We start from the raw sequence: 19,118 nt of genomic DNA on the forward strand, positions 1-19,118 counted from the left end.
ACATGAAGTCATGCAAGCATCCATTGCAGCGTCTCATCCAAAGGCCTCAGTGACCTAGTGCCGATCAGGCTTTCCAGCAAGCTGGTATCCGCGCACAGGGTTTTTACCTCGTTCGCCCGCACGAAGGCAGGATTCACACGAACTTGCAATCCATGGCCAGTGATCCGAATGCATTGATCCAAAATATCCTGCAGCGAAAAGAGTTTTTGTGAACCCACGTTGACCACATGGTTGGCTAAATTGCTTTCAGCCAACATTCGATAGGCACGTACCACGTCGCGAACATCGGAGAAATCGCGCCAAACCTGGAGATTCCCCAGTTCGATCTGTGTTGCCCGACGGCGGAAATGGTCCACGATCTTGGGAATCAGGAAATCCCTGGACTGCCCGACTCCCGTGTAATTAAAGGGCCTGGCTATTGTGATGGGCAGCTTATCCATCCATATCCTGGCCATCATTTCCATCGCAGACTTGCTTACGGCATAGTCATTCGCCGGACACATGGGAGTAGCCTCGGTCAATTGGCCTTGCGCAGAATTGCCATAAACATTGGCACTGCTGGCAATCAACACGCTCTCCGGGACTTGCTCCTGGCTGGCAAGCGCTTGAAGCAGGTTTCGGGACCCACCCACATTGACTCGGTAGAAATCTGTCGGAGAGCCATGGCCAACAAAAGCGATGGCCGCTAGGTGAAACACGGCTTGCGGCGCAATGGCCTGCACGGCCTCTTGCAACTGGGTGTAATCCTCGAGATCGGCAACCCGATAGTTGGCCAGATCTGGCTGTTGCGTGTGGCCCAGCCCCCAGACCTCCCAGCCATGCTGCTCAAGCTCTTGCGTAAGGTAGCGTCCGGTAAAACCGGCCGCGCCGGTCACCAGGGCTCGCTTTTTTGCACCGTTTTGCCGTTGATTCATAAGTTACCCACGGGGTCCGTCAGAAGGAAAAACCGGCCTGATTGCGACGCAAATCGGCCTCCACCATCATCAGGCACAGCTCCTCCAGCGTAGTGTTCGGTGCCCAACCAAGCTTCGCCTTGGCCTTGGCAGGATCACCGATCAAAAGCTCCACTTCCGCAGGACGATAGAACTTGGGGTTGACACGCATCACGGTCTTCCCCGTTGCGACATCCAAGGCAACTTCATTTTCCGCTTGCCCTTGGAAGTCGAGAGTGATACCCACACCCTTGAAGGCCATGCGCACAAAGTCGCGCACGGTCTCAGTGCGGTTCGTGGCAAGCACGAAAGTGTCGGGTTCATCGACCTGAAGCATGCGCCACATGCCTTCCACGTACTCCTTGGCGAACCCCCAGTCGCGCTTGGCATCCAGATTGCCCAGTTCCAGGACGTCAAGCTTGCCCAGCTTGATCTTGGCCACGCAGTCGGTAATTTTCCTGGTGACGAACTCGCGGCCACGCAGCGGGCTTTCATGATTGAACAGAATTCCGCTGGCACCAAAAATTCCGTAGCTTTCACGGTAATTCACCGTCATCCAATGCGCATATAGCTTGGCAATCCCATAGGGGCTGCGCGGGTAAAATGGCGTGGATTCACATTGAGGTATGGCCTGAACCTTGCCGAACATCTCGGAGGTGCTGGCTTGGTAGTAGCGAATCTTTGGATTGACGATGCGTATGGCCTCCAAAAGATTCACTGCACCAATTCCAGTGATCTCTGCCGTGGTGACTGGCTGCTCGAAGGAGACCCCGACAAAACTCTGGGCAGCCAGGTTATATACCTCAGTAGCCTCGGATGCCTGTAACAAGCGAATACTGGATGACAAGTCTGTCAGATCATACTCAACCAAGTGCAGGTTGGGGTGATTGATTATACCCAATTCTTCGATACGCCAGAAATTAACTGAACTGGTACGCCGATAAGTCCCAAATACCTTATAACCTTTTTCAAGCAGCAACTGTGCGAGATAGGCACCATCTTGTCCAGTAATTCCCGTAATAATTCCAATTTTCATAAAACCCTCCTTTATTAGCAAAACAAGCAATGATCATCATTTAGAAAGGAACTGAAATACAACTTCACCCTGCCAGCATCAAAAGGCGAATATATTTCCAAGATTCCATCCAAAAAATCAATCACCCTTGTTTTCAGAAATTATCATCAATATGTGCAATCGCATCCGACACCTTGCCGATCACCTCATCAATTTCAGCCTCAAGTCCGACCCAAAGAGGCAGCCTTACCAATCTATCTGAATACTGATCAGTTATATCCATATCTCCGTGATAGCGGCTGAAATCTCTTGCAGCCGGCGCTGAGTGGAGAGGAACATAGTGAAAAACCGAACCAATACCCTGCGATTTCAAATAGCTTATGAAAGCTGCTCTTTTATCAAGACTGGGAAGCAGGACATAATACATGTGCGCGTTATGTATACACATATCGGGCACAACCGGCCGTCTCAATCTTCCATTTCTCTCAAAAACCTCGAAGGCTGAATTATATCTATTCCACAACGCAATTCTACGGCTGTTGATATCTTCCCCCGCCTCCATCTGAGCCCATAGAAACGCAGCTATCAATTCACCGGGCAAGAAACTTGAACCGAGGTCACACCAGGTGTATTTATCAACCTGTCCACGAAAGAACTGACTACGGTTGGTTCCTTTTTCGCGAATTATTTCTGCGCGCTGCACAAGCTCAGGATCATTGATGAGCAAGGCACCGCCTTCCCCTGAGATAATATTCTTTGTTTCGTGAAAACTGAGGCAACCCAGATGGCCTATGGAACCAAGAGGACGTCCTTTATATTTGGACATGATACCTTGAGCCGCATCCTCGATGACTATCAAGTCATGGCGCTTGGCAATCTCCATGATGGTATCCATCTCACAAGCGACTCCTGCGTAATGGACTGGAATGATGGCCTTGGTTCGAGGTGTAATAGCTGCCTCGATGAGGTTTTCATCAATGTTCAGGGTATCCGGCCTTATATCGACAAAAACGGGAACTGCTCCTCTTAACACAAAAGCATTTGCCGTGGAAACAAATGTATAGGATGGCATGATCACCTCATCGCCCGGTCCTAAATTTGCCAGCAGGGCAGCCATTTCCAAGGCAGCCGTGCAGGAATGTGTTAGAAGCGCCTTTTTACAGCCGATACTAGATTCCAGCCAACGAGAGCACGATTTTGTAAAAAATCCATCACCGGCCAAATGGCCGTTTGAATGTGCCTGAGCAATATACCAAAGCTCTTTGCCAGTCATGTATGGCTTATTAAATGGAATATTCATTTACCACGCTCCGTAATCTAATGCATACAAGGGAAAAACTCCCTTATCTTCAAAATTCGCAGATCCCTTGTCTATTTAGATTCTACATGGCTTTCCCGCAACTCAAAATGCTAGCCACGCGAAAGCACCAACACACCAGCAACAATTAGCAGGCTTCCCAGAATTTTTGAAAGAGTGATTGCCTCATGAAAAAGAACAAATCCCATAAAAAGAATCAGAACATAGTTCAATGCGACGAACGGATAAGCATAGCTCAACTCAAATTTCGTCATTGCCATCATCCAGGAAACGCCTGCCATAAAAGTGGCCAGCATACCTGAAATTACCCAGGGGTTTATCAGAAGATTGAATATAAATAAAAACTTCCCCTTCAATGAGTCGGGCAACTCTCCTGCCGCCGTCACCTGCCAGCGCATCACCAATTGGCTGTATACCGTAAATACCAGCATCAGGAGAATATACAAATGATTTAGCAGGGATTTATTCATCAGTATCGTTGAATATTCAAATTCATTTTAGGGATGAAATATATGCGTCTTCCTTCTCAAGCAAATCCCGGCTGCGGGCCTTGATTCGCTTCGCAGGATTACCGATATATATCGACCATTCTTCAGTAGACTTGGTTACCACAGACATCGCACCAACAGCACATCCTTCAGACAAATTAACTCCAGGGAAAATGACCGACCTAGTCCCGACAATCACATGTCTGCCAAGCGACACCCTACCTCGGGCTATTTTCCTATATTCCATCGAAACTGTTGGATTCGTCAAATGCGCACCCGTGTAATCATCCGATTGGCAGAATATGCAAGCACCAAATGCCAGCCCGGAAAAATCTCCGAAGTTCACTCCTTCCCGACCACCAATCACAAGGCTCGAATGCGCCAGATGGACATTGTTACCAAACTCAATAGCCCCAGAAATCACGCAAAAATCATCAATAATCACCCGATTCTTGATCGAGGTATATTTTGCATCGTATATCCTGGCAGTCCTGGCAATTTTTACATTATCCCCGACGGACAAGAATCCCATAGCCAATACCTCAGAGCGACTGAGATATCTAGACAGATCATTACTCATGGTCATCTCCGAAATTAAAAATCTCTCTGATTATTGAATTAGGCCGTGCCTTCACCTCAACAAACACTTTCGCGATGTAGATGCCGACCACACCAATGGAAGCCAATGTCAATCCACCGAGAATCCATATCGACAGAATCAGAGATGTCCACCCCGTCAGGTAGTTTCCGACAAACACCGATTCCAAAAAAACAATCAATGCGCAAATCATTGATACAAAAAATATCCCGACCCCGATGAAAAAAATGAAATGGAGTGGTTTTGCAGAGAATGAGGTTATTGCACTAATCAGTAATGACAGTCTTCGACCCAAGGTGTACGATGTCTCTCCACGGGATTTCTTTGTTACGGACAGTGCCTTCTGGCGAAACCCGGTAATCTGCATGACTCCACCAAGGAACAAGTCCTTTTCTTCATGCAAAATCAGTGCATTCACATAATCTCTGCTCATTAACCGGGCAGTCAAAATATTGCGAGGGAGCTCGATACCAGACAAACGGTTAAACCCTGCATAGAAAATGGCGCCGCCGACTTTCTCAACAAATCCGCCTTTTCTCTCTGCCTGAACTCCATACACGACATCCATACCCAAATGGCGTTTTTCGCGGTCAAATTCCAACAGCAATTCTGGAGCCTCTTCTAGATCACAGTCGATCAAAAAGACATCATCTCCCCTGGATTGCTGCAGCCCGGCCATGATGGCTTTATGGTGTCCGAAATTTCTAGAAAGATCCACGACTGTCACGCGTGGATTTTCCTTTGCTATTTCCAGAACCACATCCAATACATTGTCAGGAGATCCATCATTTATCATGATAATCTCGTAGTCATCTCCTGCAATATTTCTCACCGCGGCCAGAGCTCTTTCATAGAACTCATTAATCCACCCCGATGATTTATACAATGTTGTTACAACTGATATTTTCATCAGCCAAGCCTTCTAATATATTTGGCAGAATCTTTGCCGCAATTGAACAATAGATCCAATATCGAGACCTGATGCTGAAAATCACCCCATAGCTGAGGATACTCGGGATATTCTCCGTAGCTGAACCACGTAAGGTCTAATTTGTGGTCTTGAAAAATAGATTCTTCAATATAGCTCTTCGCAGACGGGCCGGAAACATATTCACTGCCGGAGGCCTGAATGCATATATTAGCAAGCCGCTCTACCCGATCGCCTACCAATTCATACTGAGAAGAGTCTGACAACTTTGTACCAATTCCAATAAAATCACAAATCTCACGAATGAATTTTTGATTCATCTGGGACAGATTCTCATATTTTGAATCGAGATACAGAGGCTCCAAGAATTCTGCGATAACGTCAAAATTCTTCGCACGACGATAGTTCGATGACAATGTTTTCCAGTGCTTTTTTTGCCAAGCATCATCTATCGTGACATCACATATGCGACGATCCAGATGAATGCCTACGGGTACAGTCAACCAACTCAGTCCCTGAGGGGTTTTAATCTTGTTTCTATTCCTCCAGTCATTCTTGGTGTACTGGACTTGGTCGTAAAACACAAACTCATCAACCGAATCGATTAAATCGAAATATCCCTTCCAAGGGATATAGTTGGATTGGAGAATAGCAATTTTTTTCATTCTACAAGAATCCTATACCAATCATTTTTTTATTCTTCGATAATATTAAGCAGAGTTTCTGCAAGCCCAGGACATTTCGACACGTGTTATGACGCTTCGACAATTGTCAAAATACATCTTATTCATGCGTGAAACCGGGGAGCGTTTAACAAACAGATGTATCTGAGCTCATCATATTTCCTAGCGCGTCTCTTTCTCTTTCGTACTAATTGTAAAACTTTTTTCTTCAAATATTCTAATATCAGCCACTAATTCTATGTCATTGTCACTGCACTAATGAAATGACCATGACTAACGCAGGCAGTACATCAAATTACTCAACCATCCCCCACCAAATTTAGGACAATCTTCCAGTTAGAATAATCCTTCATTGAGTATAGTAAATCTTGTGAAATCTAAATCCTAAATCTCTAGAATCACCCGGAACACTCGCTGTTACAGGCAGATTAATTTGAGCACAAAGTATCCGTTTATTTCCCTGCCCAATACTCACGGGCATAGCCAAGGTACATGCGGCCTTCTCACAGATCCTGTCTACGGATTGCGTGCCATTTTTCAGAGAAATAGGTTGATTCACCAATCCATCAATCAGAGTTACAACAAGCGAAACTTCTGCGTGCTGAGTTGTGTTGTTGACTTTTGGATACACAAAGCAAATTTTCGGATCCCGCTTTTCTGACCATCGATATCCTTCTTCTGTGCCAGAGAATCCATGGAATTTTATTCTCTTATCTTCATTCCGCCAGTCTACAGACTCCTCGGACTGAAGAGGTGTTGTCATGCTCAGAAAATAATCATCCTGCGTTTTTCTGCCAAAAAGAACAAGGACAATCCAGATGAGAACAAGTCCTAACGAAAAAAACAATCTCATGATATCCAAACGCCGTTCAATTGAGCTATCCCATATATAGTAAAAAGATACAGCCCAGCGAAAAATATCATTAGCATAAGAAATGCACCAAGCATTGCGACGAACCTTCTATATACGGATCTAGAGCTTTTCTCACAACCAATAATCCAATTGACAAATTCGCCCAGAATAATTGGGAAAACAATTATATAAGGATTCAAAAATACGGTATGTCGACCAAAATTAAAAACAGATCCTGTAATCAGACCAAATACCGTCATAAGTAGATAAAAGCAAAATATCTGCCACATTCCCTTTTTAAGGAAAATATGAAAACTCAAACCCAAGAGGATTACATTTAACAAAAAAACCAATGGACCCAATCTAATTGGGTCAATCCAAAATTTAATCCCAAGAATGGAGTCCGGTGTCGATATCAAATTAGATGCAGAGGAAACAATATGACTCAAAAATTGGAAGCCGCTCAAGTTATTGTTATGTATACTCCAAGCCGAAATAGCATTCACATAGACCAGAGAATCTCCAAACTTTATATAGTAAAATAAAGTTAATAACATCGGCGCTATCAATACCACGGGAAATAGATTAATCAGCCGTACGATAGAGCGCAAAGCTGTAGAGCCCCATTCCTTTTCTGTATCGTCTACGCGCTCAGACATATATATTGCGGCACAAAGCAAAGGAATGAGGAGGATTGCGTGAGGCCTGGTAATCAATCCCAGTGACAAGATAGTGGACGCTATCAAAAACTTTTCTTTCCCAATAAAATAAACAAATGCAGCCAAAATTGGAAAAAATAGCGCCTCCGAATATCCATTGAAATAATAGATAGCATAAGGATTGAATCCCAGAAGCAAAACCGCCATCAATGAGCACCGGGGACCTATTCTTTCCACTAGATATCTAAACAGAAATATACCACCCGCTAAAAATGCAAGCGCAGATGCCAAAAACTGGGAAGCAACATAACTCAATCCCAAAGTTTTTTTCAAAAGTGAAATAAGAATCGGATATCCAGGTAAAAAAGCCAAATTGCTTTGCTTATCAATGTTCCCATCAAATTGATACCCAAGTTCTGCAATTCCTCTGTACCAGCCACCATCCCATTTAAAAGGCATCAGGCCCGTGCTAATCCACAATATAGAAAAGTAAAAAATGGGAAGGCATAGAACTACAGCCAGCAATTCATAATAGCCATCGCCTCTCTTATCAGGAGAGCTTTTCATAGTGAAGCTCGATTCTGCTCGTTATCACTTCGAAGGAGAATACCAAGCATTTTTTCTGAGCACTCCTTCCATGTCATCCAAGACATATTGCTCGACAAAGGGTGCTTCTTCTGTTTGAAATAAGACAGCCAACTTAAAATATGATCTGCAAGTTCTACTGGATTTCTTGCGTCAAAATAGTAAGCATTCTGACCAGCCACCTCTCTAAACACCGTAATATCTCGAGCCATGATCGGCAGTTGATTAATTGCAGCCTCAATCAAGGGTAAGCCAAATCCTTCACCGTAAGAAGCAGCAATAAGGCAGGAACAAGACTTGTAGACATGTCCCAAATACTCATCGCTGATCCCATTCAGCCAGAATAAATGCTTGCCATACTCTCTATGACTGACAATTCTTTCAACTAATTTATCCACCAACCATCCTTGTTTACCAACAAGCACCAGGCTGAGTTCTTCTCCGTTTTCCCACAGTTTTTCAAACGCCGATAATACCTGTTCATGGCCTTTACGAGGCTCTAGCGTTCCGACCATCAAAAAGCTGGGCTGAGATTTCAGTTTCTGGAGTATTCCTTCAGAGTCCGAAGGCAATCCATATGTAGGAATGGAACTCTCCACATCTGCCCCAAGATGGGACCATTCGATCTCGAACGGCCGCCCACTGGAAATTTTATTCTCTATACGCCAAGATTCCAGATCGTTGGCCACGGATTTAGAGATACATATAGCGCCATCGCACTCATTGACAACTTCCAGCCAGCTTTGAAGCAACTTATCTCCATCGGGGATAAAGCAATGGGGAAACTGAAGCAACAATAAATCGTATACGACGAACTTGACATTTACGCCAGCTCTGCGCATCATTTGGAAATATTCTCGTTGCTTTGGCACAATGACCGGCTGCAAATCAAGTCCCAAGAAATAGTCCCCGGCTCGATAGCTGAGCGGTTCATCCTCAAGCATTGAGCGAGGACAATTCAAAAATTCCAGTGTGAAATTACGAGCATACCGGTAACCAAGACCATTTTCAGACGCATATACTGGCTCGACTCTATATCCAGGAAGAGGAAGCTTCAGCCACTCCTGAAGAATTGAGCGCACCACTCTCTGAATACCGCTACGTGAGTCACGCTGAATCAACTCAGAAATATCTACCAGTATTTGTGTCTGGTATATTCTTGGAACGATCGAGGCATCGATCGATGAAGCTATATTCCTTAAACTCGTGTCATCCAAGATTGGATTAGCTATAGATGCCATTCTATCTATTAGTGACTTGATGGAAGTGAGCCTCTCCGACTGAAAGTCCTCTATTGCCTCGAAATAACTAGCAGCACAGCTAGCCGGATCATGCTGCGTTTTGACGATTTCCCGCGCACGAGTCCCTAAGTCACGGCGATAAGATTCATCCTTACAAAGCATCATTAATGCTTCAACTAGCTGCGAGTCTTCAAATTCATCTTTCAACTTGAAGACCCCATCATCAGGTAGATCGCCCATGCTACCATTAGCATTGACAATGGTAGCCAACCCATAATTCATGCAATCAAGTACAGCAGCGGACGTTTCTCCTCGAGATAAAGTGCGGAGCTGAACACCGATATCCGCAGCTTCCAGATATTTTTGGAATTCTCCAGAATTCAGCCAACCTGTAATCTTGATACGATCACCCAGCCCACTCTCAGCAATCAATCTTTCTAGAGATGCACCGTACTCGCCATTGTCATTTTCTCCGACAAATATTAGTGTGTAACTCGGGTCGTTTGCCAAAGACGATTGAAGCCACGCATTAAGTAGCCGATGATTGAGCTTGGTCCTACCTAGTAACCCAAAGCTGCAAACTATGCAACTTCTTCCGCTCAATCCGAGAGCTTTTCTAGCGGAAAGGCGACTATTTACATCTAGCGTTCGTTGAGAGCGCAGCAAGGGAATAATTTTCCAGTGGTCCCCCGAATTTTTTCCGTACCAATGCCTAGCCAACTCACGTGAAAATTCAGAGTGAACAATGATTCCCTGGGCAAGATCCAAGACGGAGTAGTTGCATGGATATTCCCAAATGGCATCGGACGTATCTTCTGCATGTATTCTCCGAGATATTGCATTATATCCGTGACTTGAATACAGAGATTTCGTCCAGATCCCAGGGGAGACTCCAATGTGCTCCATATGCGCAACTATTCCAGACAGGAAGAAATCGTGCAGAACAACGACACCAGGAATCATCCGCAACAAGCCAAACATGTGCTCATGGTAATGAGAATTACCAAAATGATAAATTACCCGCTCGTAATTATCAGAATGATCCATAAACCATTGAACACTGCGTTTCCTGCAGTTACCTACTATCCATTCATCGGCAATTGAATCTTGCACGACAATTACTTCAATCTCGTAGTATCGAGCCAGCTCTGGCAACAATTCGGCGCTATAGTCAGAAATTCCACTACGCTCGGGGGGCAAAGGTGATATATACGCAAGCAATGGCTTCTTGAATGGAATTTTCTTCTTCTGCCCTTCTTCACCTCCGAGCCAACCTTCGATTGCAGAAATGGTTAGCTTTGCACTTCTTTCCCAACTGAAGATTTTCGATTGCTCTACGCCATGTAACTCAAGTGATGTCTTGAACTCTGAATTCGAAAGCACATGCTGTATTTTTTTGGCAATGGATTCATCATTTTTAGGATCAAACAATGCATCAGATCGCCCAATCACCTCTGGCAAACTTGAGCAGTTAGATCCAATAACAGCACGGCCACAAGCCATGGCCTCCAATGCGGGCAAACCGAATCCTTCGTGCCAGGATGGAAATACGAATATCTTGCATAAATTGTAGAGTGCAAGCAAATCCTCATCCGAGACAAAGCCCGTTAGGATCAAATCCTTCTCATCGATGCCATGCTCTTTTGCCAACTCGACAAGACGCCAACGGTCAACATCTCGAATAGAGCAAACGATGGCAAGCTGATGGTCTTTGCGAGTCTGAAGAGGTAGCCGAGCATAGGCTCGGATCAGACCTTCAATATTTTTCCGATAATCGATCCCACCGCCATACATGATGAACGGTTTGGACAACCCATATCTTTCTCTTACGTTCCTTTCTGTTTCCTCATCTATATTTTTTTTTCTGAACTCTGAATCAATCCCCGCCCAGACGGTGACGACGTCCGCCGATGAAAAACCAGCAAGCTCAATCGCCTCAGATTTTGTTGAATTGGAGTTGCATATTAGATAATCTGCACGTTTTAAATCATCTATTTTCCCCAGATACCAAGCCCTCATTGAGGGATTTGCCAGATAATGATCCGCATATATAAGTGGAATTAAGTCGTGCAAAAAAACCACTGTCTTATAAGACGCAGGAACTCTTCCAATACTTGTTATCGCACGATCTGAAAATCCCTCGAAGAGACTAAGGACCAAAACAACATCTGGCTTCAGACTAGCCAAGAAAAATTCTCTCAGCAGTTCTGAATGTATCTGAGGACGATCGCCATCTGCAGATGGTATGTTTAATGGACTCCAAACTCTAATATTTTTCTGGGGCAGAATGGAATCAAATTCCTCCCGTATCGCATCAATGGATACTGGAAATTCGCCATTTAAAGCAATCAGGACTTCATAATTCCCGCGATTTATAGCTATCGCTTTTGCAAGAGACAAAGACAGCCGCCCAATACCTCTATCCTTGTTCTCCGCTTGTGAACCTTGCAGATCAATAACAATACGCATCATTTCCCCCTCTTCTTCTTTTCTACCGCTGCTTTTAGCTCTAGATATATTCCATGGGCACGAGATGACATATTTTCATCGTCTCCATTGGCGCTAGCAATAGCCATCACTTTTGGCGGACTATAAGTACCAGCCCCGGGAAGCACACCACCACGCCGAGCCACATCTACTAGTTGGCGGTATAGTGGCGGATATTTAAAAAGCCACTTGTTCACTCTGTTAACCACCCATGGCCGCCTCAAAATAAAAGGCATCGCGTATGCTATTGGCTTAGATAGTATTTCAATGGAATGAAACAATAAGTAGTTGATTGAACTACGCAAGCTACTTCCCGGTGCTATTAGGAACTTGGCCACCTTTCTCAAGGGAGACGTCAACTTCCAAGACCAGCTGTTCAGCAACGCATTACGCTCTTTTTCCAACTCACAGGCCCGTAACCACCAATGATGCGAATTTTGCGTTAGTTCATGTATTTTTTTTTCGCGCTCGTAAACATCTTTTTCCGATGAAGTGTGGCATATCGCAACTTCAGCCCCATGGGAAACCTGATTTGTATTCTGAAACGATATTTCACGCTCTCTCGCGAGCTGATGCTCCAGCTCTGATATTTTATTCTCGGCGCGAAAATAATTCGCGTTGGAGAACTCCAATTGCTTTTCTGCAATTGCGACCTCTTCTATGTGACGCGACAAGCTTTGTTCGAGCTTCTCAAATGACGTCTTCAAGAGGTTTATTTCCACTGAGTGAGCCTGCATTGCCCTTGATGTCATCAAGTTCAAATCATCTATTTCTTTTCTATTCTTATCGCGGATGTAGCTGGCAAACACTTTTTGTTTCTCAATCGCTTCCTCGATCGCTCTTGCCCACAATTCTTCGGCAGTTTCTAAAGGAGCTTCCCTGTAGCCATGCAATGGCATTTTATTCAGACTATCATGCATTTTCCCAAACGACCACTCCGCCATGGGACGATTCCAAAACGATTTTATCCAGGTTTTATAAGGCTCTGGCAATCCATAAGGACTGATTGCCATCGAGCGAAGAGGATCCGGATGCTCAACGATTCCTTTGCTGACCTCATATACGAATATGATGAAGGCAAAGAATATGTTTCTAGGCCATACGCAATCTTCTGGTTTTTCCGATATTGAACCACAGTCGATCAAATGAGCAAATCCATTTTTCTCAACAATGACATTCCATGTTCGAACGTCATCATGATAAAAACCATCTCGTTCCAATGATGCAAGTTGAGAAAGCACTCCAAGGATCACCGAACGATTATCGAATTTGGCACCATCCCTAATCAGGTCAAGGAGTAAGCGCCCAGGTATTTTTTCCGAAATCAACCATCCTTCATCCTCTGAGCAGCCATATTTAACTAGCTTTGACACATTTGGCAGCAACTCCTTAATTCGGATTTCCTTCAAATACTCCGCTTTATTACGCTCGCCAAATTCATGGTTAAATTGCAGCTGCTTTAGGATGTACCTCTGCCCCCAAAAGTATCGCCTGCTTTTCTTATGTGCCCCCACTGCAAGATGATGCGGATCTTCCGACCATTTGCTGAATTCCTCGGCGGAATCCATAAGTAGCCAGAATCTATTGCTAGCGACAAACAAAGGTCTAGGTATCGCAGCAAGATGTGTTTCGTGCCTTGCTATCTCGTGCACGAATGCAACGGACTCAAGCAACCACCGAGGATTCTCTGGTTGAGCAGCAGCCCAATACAGCGGCTCTTCGCGCAATGCCAACTCAACCACCAAAACACCCACATGAACCGCAGCTTTATCAATCATATTTTTGACAAAGCTCTGCCCCTTCTCTTGGACTATGTGATGGAATACACTAAGTCCCAGTACCATATCATATTGATCGGACTCAATTCGATCAATGACTTCCTCAATACGACCTTGCTCAAAAGTAGCACTGAGTTCTGGATTTTCCTGTGCCAACGCCTGGCATACTTCTATGTTTTTATCCAAATAATCAATGCCGTGTACAATGGCGCCCCATTCTGCAAGCTTCAAGCTAAAAAACCCCTGGGCGCAACCAAGATCCAGAACTCTTACCTGACGGCCGAGCAAGCTTCGCAAGGCAATATAGATATCAGAAATTTTCTCCAGTCTATCAAAACATGGGCGAGAAACCTTGCTTGACAAAGCGGGGTAACCGTAGATTGGCTGATATATTTCTGGCAACTGAGATACAAGAGACTCAATCATGATGCGACAATCTCATTTTGAGAATCAATACAGCCGAACGAAGCTCTCAAGTCTACGATCCCCGAAAGTGGGGAATCTCGCCCTACGTGAATCATTACTGAATCATACCGCCGATCGAGCGGAGTCAAATCCTGCAATGGATTTCCACACGAAACTCCGAACGAAACCAAATAGTAACCTTCATTAAGGCTCAGGGGTAGTGAGAATTTAAAAATCTTTGCTTCACCAGCATCTACGGAAATCTCGTTACTTTCACGGCTCGCTATAAGCGAATTCGTTCCATAGACAAATATTCCTTCCAAAGTCTTTATCAGAAGTCCAGGAACAATACTTTCAAACGCCTCGTCGAACCGTACTTTAAAGAAAAAATCAACGACTTCATTGCTCTCGATCCTGGAAGGATAACTTCTCTCTTGAGAGATGAAGGTATAGTCAATAATGGCGGCTCCGCCATTGCCCCATCGATGTTCATTTGGGTGGTACCCCGATCTTGTATGAAATGAATCGACATTACCAAGGGCGATTTCCTGTCGTCTGGTGCGATCTTTTATGGAAGAGTCCTTGCCCGCTCCTTTATTTCTTCCAAAAAGCTCATCCAGGTATTCATTGGTCACGGAGCGTGCAGTGCCATCCTTCTTTACTCTTCCGTCCTTAAGCAGAATCGCCCTATCGCAATGCTTCACCAAGTCTCCTGGGCTGTGCGATACCAGCAATAGAGTCATTCCCTGCTCTTTGTATTCCGCAATCCGCTGATAGCACTTTGCTTGAAAATATGCATCTCCCACGGACAGAGCTTCATCAACGATCAGCAAATCCGGTCTGACTGCCGTGGCGACGCTGAACGCAAGGCGCATTTGCATGCCACTGGAGTAGGTGCGAACAGGACGCTCTATGTAATCTCCGATTTCAGCAAAGGCTTCAATCTCTGGCATGCATTCCGCAATTTCCTCAGAACGCAACCCCAGCAACTGGCCAGCCATGTAGACGTTTTGGCGCCCCGTGAAGTCCGGATGGAATCCCATGCCCAGCTCAAGCAATGCAGCCACTCGTCCATTGACTTCAACACTGCCGCTGGTTGGCTGCGTCGTCCCCGTGATAATTTTCAGCAGGGTGCTCTTGCCGGCACCATTCACTCCAACGATGCCAACAGACTCGCCTTGTTTTACGACGATATCAATGTCTCGTAGAACCCAAGTCTTTTCATGTCCAGACATGCCGGTCAGCCATTCACGTATCCGAGACCATTTCCCCTTGTATCGCTTGTAAGCTTTGCTGACCCCAGATATAACAAGGGTATTCATTAGAGTTCATCCACCAGTTCACCAACCCGATTCAGAAAGAACTTCGCGCCCATGAAGATAAAGATCATGGTCAGTCCACACAAGGGAAGCAAAGAGCCGAAATCCGGAGTGGTTTTGTCTAGAAATATTTGCTGATAAGCAGCAATCAGAGGATGCATGGGATTGAAGCGCATTGCATCGCGCACCTGCTGCGGAAGGGCTGGCAATGTGTAAACAATAGGTGTCAACCAGAACCAAAACTGAAGAACCACTCCCGTAAGCTGCCCTACATCCCTGAAGAACACGTTAAGAGTCCCCAGAAGCACACCCAATCCCAACGTGAAGAGAAGCTGCAAGGCAAGCAAGGGAATCAATGCGAGAAGAGACCATCCAGGCCAATGACCAATGATTGCAAGAAATACCAGGTATAGAAAGAAAACGATACCAAAATTAATCAGCGACGAAATGGTAACGATGACAGGGAGGCAGATGCGGGGGAAATTTGACTTTTTTATCAAATTTCCATGTTCCAAAAATACGCTATTCAAGCGCATCAGCATTTCCGAGAACAGTCCCCAAGTCGTAACACCTGCACAGAGATAAATACTGAAAGCAAAGGGCATCTGCTCATGCCCGGGAAGCGTTGGACGCATGAGCTGACCAAACACCACGGTATAGATGATGATCATGGTCAGTGGATTGGCCACTGACCAGAATGCTCCCAGCAGCGATTCGCGGTATTTCCCATGAAATTCCCGCATGACGCTGCTCCATACAAAGCCGCGATACGCCCATAGGGCACGTAGCATGGCAAGACCTGGCATGCTCAATTGCTCTCCAATGCGGTCGCTACACGGCCATAGGTATCCTCGAATCGAACAATATCGTCTTCCCCCAGATAACTGCCCGACTGGACTTCGATGATCTCGAGAGGAACCTTGCCGGGATTGGCCAGGCGATGCGTGTGCCCCAGGGGGATGAAGGTGGACTCGTTTTCCGCCAGCAGGAAGGTCTTGTCGCCATTGGTGACTTCGGCCGTACCTTTGACCACCACCCAGTGCTCAGCCCGGTGATGGTGCATCTGCAAGCTGAGCTGCGCACCCGGGTTGACCACAATGCGCTTGACCTGAAAGCGCTCGCCGCTGTCGATGCTGTCGTACCAGCCCCAGGGACGGTGTACCTTGCGGTGCGAGGAGGCCAGCTTGCGCTTTTGCGCCTTCAACTCGGCCACGATCTTCTTGACATCCTGTGTACGGCGCTTGTCCGCGACCAAGATCGCATCCGCCGTTTCAACCACCACAATGTTGTCGACTCCTACCGTGGCCACGAGGCAGGTTTCGGAGAACAGCAGGCTGTTCTGCGTATCGATCGCCAACGTCTGGCCAGCGTGGGCGTTGCCATGGGCATCTCGTGGCAGCACGTCCCACAGGGCATCCCAGGCGCCAAGGTCGGACCATCCGGCATCCAAGGGCACCACGCGAGCGGGAATTCCCAGGTCCTGATTGCTAGGCAAGTGCTCCATGACCGCATAGTCGATCGAGTCGGCGGGGCAACTGGCGAAGATTTCGCTGTGGGGACGGATGAAGTCCAGATCCTGGCTGCTTTTTTCGATGGCAGCCTGGCAGGCCTGCAGCATCTGAGGCTGCAGTGCGGCCATGGCCTTCAGCCACTGGTCCGCGCGGACCATGAACAGTCCGCTGTTCCACAGGTAGTTGCCGCTTTCAAGGTAGGTTTGTGCCACCTCCAGGCTGGGCTTCTCAGCAAAGCTCTTGATGGCAAAGGCTGCGTGGCCTTCAATCGCCTGAGCCTTCTGGATGTAGCCGTAACCTGTTTCCGGGCGATTGGCCACGATGCCGAAGGTCACCATGGCCCCGTCCTTGGCCAGTTGCCAGGCTGTCTGCACAGCTTCATGCAACTGGGTCAGATTGTTCATCACATGATCAGCGGGCATTGCGAGCATTACCGCGTGCGGCTCTGCCACAAGGGCGGCAAGCGTCAACGCAGGAGCCGTATTGCGGCCCACAGGCTCCAGCACCAGCCTGGCTCCTTCGATACCTGCTTCATGCAACTGTTGAGCAGCCAGAAAGCGATGCTCGCCATTGCAGATCACGATAGGAGGGACCTTCGGGATATGGGAGGCCACACCATCCAATCGCTTCGCTGTGTCTTGCAGCATGGATACCCCGTCCCCGCTAAGTGCCAGGAACTGCTTTGGATAGGTTTCACGCGAGAGCGGCCACAACCGGGTGCCGGAGCCCCCACACAAAATAACGGGAAGCAGAGGAGAGGTCATGAGGACGAGGAGTCAGAAGAAGCGTGACGAAGATTTTCAGCATCGGCCTCCAGCATTGCCAACCGCTGGTTCAGCCGCCGCACATCGCGCTCGATGCGGGTGTTGACCATGTCGGCATGCAAGGCCTTGATGAGCAGGACGATGCTGGCCAGCAGCAGCAGCATGGCCGGTGGATAGCTGATGCCCAGCACCGCTGCCAGGCGGTTGATCATCCCGGGCCAGACGCCCAGCACGACGGCAGCCACGGCAACGACCACCCAGAACAGGCCGTGCATGAGATAGAGGTGGTCGCGCCGAATCAGGTACAGGATCAGCGCGGCCAACCCTATGCCCATGAAAGTCGTTGTTACCTGAAGGGAAGCCATATTGATAATCAAAAGCTACCGAATGAACGCATTCGGTTGATGCAGGGCACGCCCGAAACCAGCGCTATTGCCGTATGAAACGGTCCAAACCACCCAGGGAATACGTAAAACCTCCCATTGTAGGTTCCGCATCATGTTCCGAAGTCGCTTCCCCCTCTCGTTTCGCCCTGGCCTTGACAGGGATGTGGCGCCGTATTTCACAGCCCCTGCAGAAGCGGCAGGATCAAGCCTTGGTGACAGACGAGGTTCCTGCAGCACTACACTGAAGCATTGACCTGATGCACCTGCCACGCACTGTTGCTTGCGTGCACCCTCATATATATGCCATCTGCCACCACTCAGCTCCTGGTCATCGACCCTCAGAACGACTTCTGCGATCTGCCTGAGGACTGGCGCCCCGGCGGGCAACGTCCCAGCCTTCCCGTGGCGGGCGCACATGCCGACATGCAGCGGCTGGGCGGTTGGATACGGCGCGAGGGGGCGAAGGTGGACGCCATCACGGTGACGCTGGACTCGCACCAGCGCTACGACATCGCCCATCCGGCTTTCTGGCAACACGGTGACGGCGGCGATGTGGCGCCGTTCACCGCGATCACGGCGGCGCAGGTGCGGGCGGGGGTGTTCCGGCCGCGCAACGCCGAGGCATTGCAGCGCAGCCTGGACTATCTGGATGCACTCGAAGCCAACAGCCGCTACACGCTGATGGTCTGGCCCGTGCACTGCGAAGTGGGCAGCTGGGGCCACGGTATCCATGCCGATGTGCTGGCGGCCTGCGGCGACTGGCAGCAGCAGCGCCAGCGCGCCTTGTACAACGTTTTCAAGGGGCTCAATCCCTGGACCGAGCATTACAGCGCGCTGCTGGCCGAGGTCCCCGACCCGGCCGATCCGGCGACCTTGCTGAATACGGCCTTGCTGGAGCGGCTGGGGCAGGCAGACATACTGGTGGTCGCGGGCGAGGCGAGCAGTCACTGCGTGCGCTCCACGGTCGAGCATCTGGTCGAGCACCTTCCCCATCCTGAGCGCATCGTGCTGATGCACGACGCCATGAGCCCGGTGCCGGGCTTCGAGTCCGCGCACCATGATTTCCTGGCAGCGATGCAGGCCCGCGGATTGCGGCTGGCCTCCAGCCAAGAACTCTACCTGTAGGGGCCGGACCGCCTTCCCGCGCAGCCCCCTTTCCTGTTTCTCC

The 19,118-nt window shown here is 47.7% G+C and carries 16 protein-coding genes; 1 reads left to right on the top strand and 15 read right to left on the bottom strand.

The features are described from left to right. Positions 1 to 8: 8 nt before the first annotated feature. From DA1_RS09560 to DA1_RS09610, 15 genes are all read right to left on the bottom strand, one after another. The gene (locus DA1_RS09560; protein ID WP_034397023.1) at positions 9 to 914 is read right to left on the bottom strand and encodes an NAD-dependent epimerase/dehydratase family protein; all 906 of its coding nucleotides are present in this window, start codon (positions 912 to 914) and stop codon (positions 9 to 11) included. 19 nt (positions 915 to 933) lie between these two features. Beyond that, a complete protein-coding gene (gene gmd / locus DA1_RS09565; protein WP_034398960.1) occupies positions 934 to 1,968 on the bottom strand; it encodes a GDP-mannose 4,6-dehydratase in 1,035 nt (344 codons plus the stop codon). A 133-nt stretch (positions 1,969 to 2,101) separates the two neighbouring features. Next, on the bottom strand, positions 2,102 to 3,247 hold the full coding sequence (gene rffA, locus DA1_RS29555; protein WP_080736967.1) for a dTDP-4-amino-4,6-dideoxygalactose transaminase: 1,146 nt from the start codon (positions 3,245 to 3,247) through the stop codon (positions 2,102 to 2,104). A gap of 110 nt (positions 3,248 to 3,357) precedes the next feature. Further along, complete coding sequence (locus DA1_RS09570) at positions 3,358 to 3,735, bottom strand: DMT family transporter (RefSeq protein ID WP_034397024.1); 378 nt, start codon at positions 3,733 to 3,735, stop codon at positions 3,358 to 3,360. Between the two features lie 22 nt (positions 3,736 to 3,757). Continuing rightward, positions 3,758 to 4,333 (bottom strand): acyltransferase, encoded by a 576-nt coding sequence (locus DA1_RS09575; protein ID WP_062794113.1) that lies wholly within the window; start codon positions 4,331 to 4,333, stop codon positions 3,758 to 3,760. Beyond that, complete coding sequence (locus DA1_RS09580; RefSeq protein ID WP_034397025.1) at positions 4,326 to 5,261, bottom strand: glycosyltransferase family 2 protein; 936 nt, start codon at positions 5,259 to 5,261, stop codon at positions 4,326 to 4,328. The genes DA1_RS09575 and DA1_RS09580 overlap by 8 nt, the downstream gene beginning before the upstream one ends. After that, positions 5,261 to 5,944: a WbqC family protein gene (locus DA1_RS09585; RefSeq protein ID WP_051940983.1), complete on the bottom strand. Its 684-nt coding sequence runs from the start codon at positions 5,942 to 5,944 to the stop codon at positions 5,261 to 5,263. Before DA1_RS09585 ends, DA1_RS09580 begins: the two co-directional genes overlap by 1 nt. Positions 5,945 to 6,311: 367 nt before the next feature. Beyond that, positions 6,312 to 6,815 carry a hypothetical protein gene (locus DA1_RS30320; protein WP_155294327.1) on the bottom strand — a complete coding sequence of 168 codons (504 nt, stop codon included), beginning with the start codon at positions 6,813 to 6,815 and terminating at the stop codon, positions 6,312 to 6,314. Then, positions 6,812 to 8,041 carry a glycosyltransferase family protein gene (locus tag DA1_RS30325; RefSeq protein ID WP_155294328.1) on the bottom strand — a complete coding sequence of 410 codons (1,230 nt, stop codon included), beginning with the start codon at positions 8,039 to 8,041 and terminating at the stop codon, positions 6,812 to 6,814. Before DA1_RS30325 ends, DA1_RS30320 begins: the two co-directional genes overlap by 4 nt. Further along, positions 8,038 to 11,772, bottom strand: a complete 3,735-nt coding sequence (locus DA1_RS09590) for a glycosyltransferase (RefSeq protein WP_230590939.1) — start codon at positions 11,770 to 11,772, stop codon at positions 8,038 to 8,040. Before DA1_RS09590 ends, DA1_RS30325 begins: the two co-directional genes overlap by 4 nt. After that, positions 11,769 to 13,991 carry a methyltransferase domain-containing protein gene (locus DA1_RS29560; protein ID WP_080736968.1) on the bottom strand — a complete coding sequence of 741 codons (2,223 nt, stop codon included), beginning with the start codon at positions 13,989 to 13,991 and terminating at the stop codon, positions 11,769 to 11,771. The genes DA1_RS09590 and DA1_RS29560 overlap by 4 nt, the downstream gene beginning before the upstream one ends. Then, entirely contained in the window at positions 13,988 to 15,292 is a 1,305-nt protein-coding gene (locus DA1_RS29565; RefSeq protein ID WP_080736969.1) for an ABC transporter ATP-binding protein, read from the bottom strand. The genes DA1_RS29560 and DA1_RS29565 overlap by 4 nt, the downstream gene beginning before the upstream one ends. After that, a complete protein-coding gene (locus tag DA1_RS09600; protein ID WP_034397026.1) occupies positions 15,292 to 16,095 on the bottom strand; it encodes an ABC transporter permease in 804 nt (267 codons plus the stop codon). The genes DA1_RS29565 and DA1_RS09600 overlap by 1 nt, the downstream gene beginning before the upstream one ends. A 2-nt stretch (positions 16,096 to 16,097) precedes the next feature. Then, positions 16,098 to 17,564: a mannose-1-phosphate guanylyltransferase/mannose-6-phosphate isomerase gene (locus DA1_RS09605; RefSeq protein WP_034397027.1), complete on the bottom strand. Its 1,467-nt coding sequence runs from the start codon at positions 17,562 to 17,564 to the stop codon at positions 16,098 to 16,100. After that, entirely contained in the window at positions 17,561 to 17,929 is a 369-nt protein-coding gene (locus DA1_RS09610) for a DUF2304 domain-containing protein (RefSeq protein ID WP_034397028.1), read from the bottom strand. The genes DA1_RS09605 and DA1_RS09610 overlap by 4 nt, the downstream gene beginning before the upstream one ends. Positions 17,930 to 18,250: 321 nt before the next feature. Here DA1_RS09610 and DA1_RS09615 point away from each other — a divergent pair, with 321 nt between their 5' ends. Further along, positions 18,251 to 19,075 (top strand): cysteine hydrolase family protein, encoded by an 825-nt coding sequence (locus tag DA1_RS09615; protein ID WP_034397029.1) that lies wholly within the window; start codon positions 18,251 to 18,253, stop codon positions 19,073 to 19,075. Positions 19,076 to 19,118 lie beyond the last annotated feature (43 nt).

Source organism: Delftia acidovorans NBRC 14950, from assembly GCF_001598795.1.
Classification (GTDB): domain Bacteria; phylum Pseudomonadota; class Gammaproteobacteria; order Burkholderiales; family Burkholderiaceae_C; genus Comamonas; species Comamonas acidovorans.

Coding starts and splice junctions, on each gene's coding strand:
- DA1_RS09560 (WP_034397023.1), bottom strand. CDS start 914: ATGAATCAACGGCAAAACGGTGCAAAAAAGCGAGCCCTGGTGACCGGC.
- gmd (WP_034398960.1), bottom strand. CDS start 1,968: ATGAAAATTGGAATTATTACGGGAATTACTGGACAAGATGGTGCCTAT.
- rffA (WP_080736967.1), bottom strand. CDS start 3,247: ATGAATATTCCATTTAATAAGCCATACATGACTGGCAAAGAGCTTTGG.
- DA1_RS09570 (WP_034397024.1), bottom strand. CDS start 3,735: ATGAATAAATCCCTGCTAAATCATTTGTATATTCTCCTGATGCTGGTA.
- DA1_RS09575 (WP_062794113.1), bottom strand. CDS start 4,333: ATGAGTAATGATCTGTCTAGATATCTCAGTCGCTCTGAGGTATTGGCT.
- DA1_RS09580 (WP_034397025.1), bottom strand. CDS start 5,261: ATGAAAATATCAGTTGTAACAACATTGTATAAATCATCGGGGTGGATT.
- DA1_RS09585 (WP_051940983.1), bottom strand. CDS start 5,944: ATGAAAAAAATTGCTATTCTCCAATCCAACTATATCCCTTGGAAGGGA.
- DA1_RS30320 (WP_155294327.1), bottom strand. CDS start 6,815: ATGAGATTGTTTTTTTCGTTAGGACTTGTTCTCATCTGGATTGTCCTT.
- DA1_RS30325 (WP_155294328.1), bottom strand. CDS start 8,041: ATGAAAAGCTCTCCTGATAAGAGAGGCGATGGCTATTATGAATTGCTG.
- DA1_RS09590 (WP_230590939.1), bottom strand. CDS start 11,772: ATGATGCGTATTGTTATTGATCTGCAAGGTTCACAAGCGGAGAACAAG.
- DA1_RS29560 (WP_080736968.1), bottom strand. CDS start 13,991: ATGATTGAGTCTCTTGTATCTCAGTTGCCAGAAATATATCAGCCAATC.
- DA1_RS29565 (WP_080736969.1), bottom strand. CDS start 15,292: ATGAATACCCTTGTTATATCTGGGGTCAGCAAAGCTTACAAGCGATAC.
- DA1_RS09600 (WP_034397026.1), bottom strand. CDS start 16,095: ATGCCAGGTCTTGCCATGCTACGTGCCCTATGGGCGTATCGCGGCTTT.
- DA1_RS09605 (WP_034397027.1), bottom strand. CDS start 17,564: ATGACCTCTCCTCTGCTTCCCGTTATTTTGTGTGGGGGCTCCGGCACC.
- DA1_RS09610 (WP_034397028.1), bottom strand. CDS start 17,929: ATGGCTTCCCTTCAGGTAACAACGACTTTCATGGGCATAGGGTTGGCC.
- DA1_RS09615 (WP_034397029.1), top strand. CDS start 18,251: ATGCCATCTGCCACCACTCAGCTCCTGGTCATCGACCCTCAGAACGAC.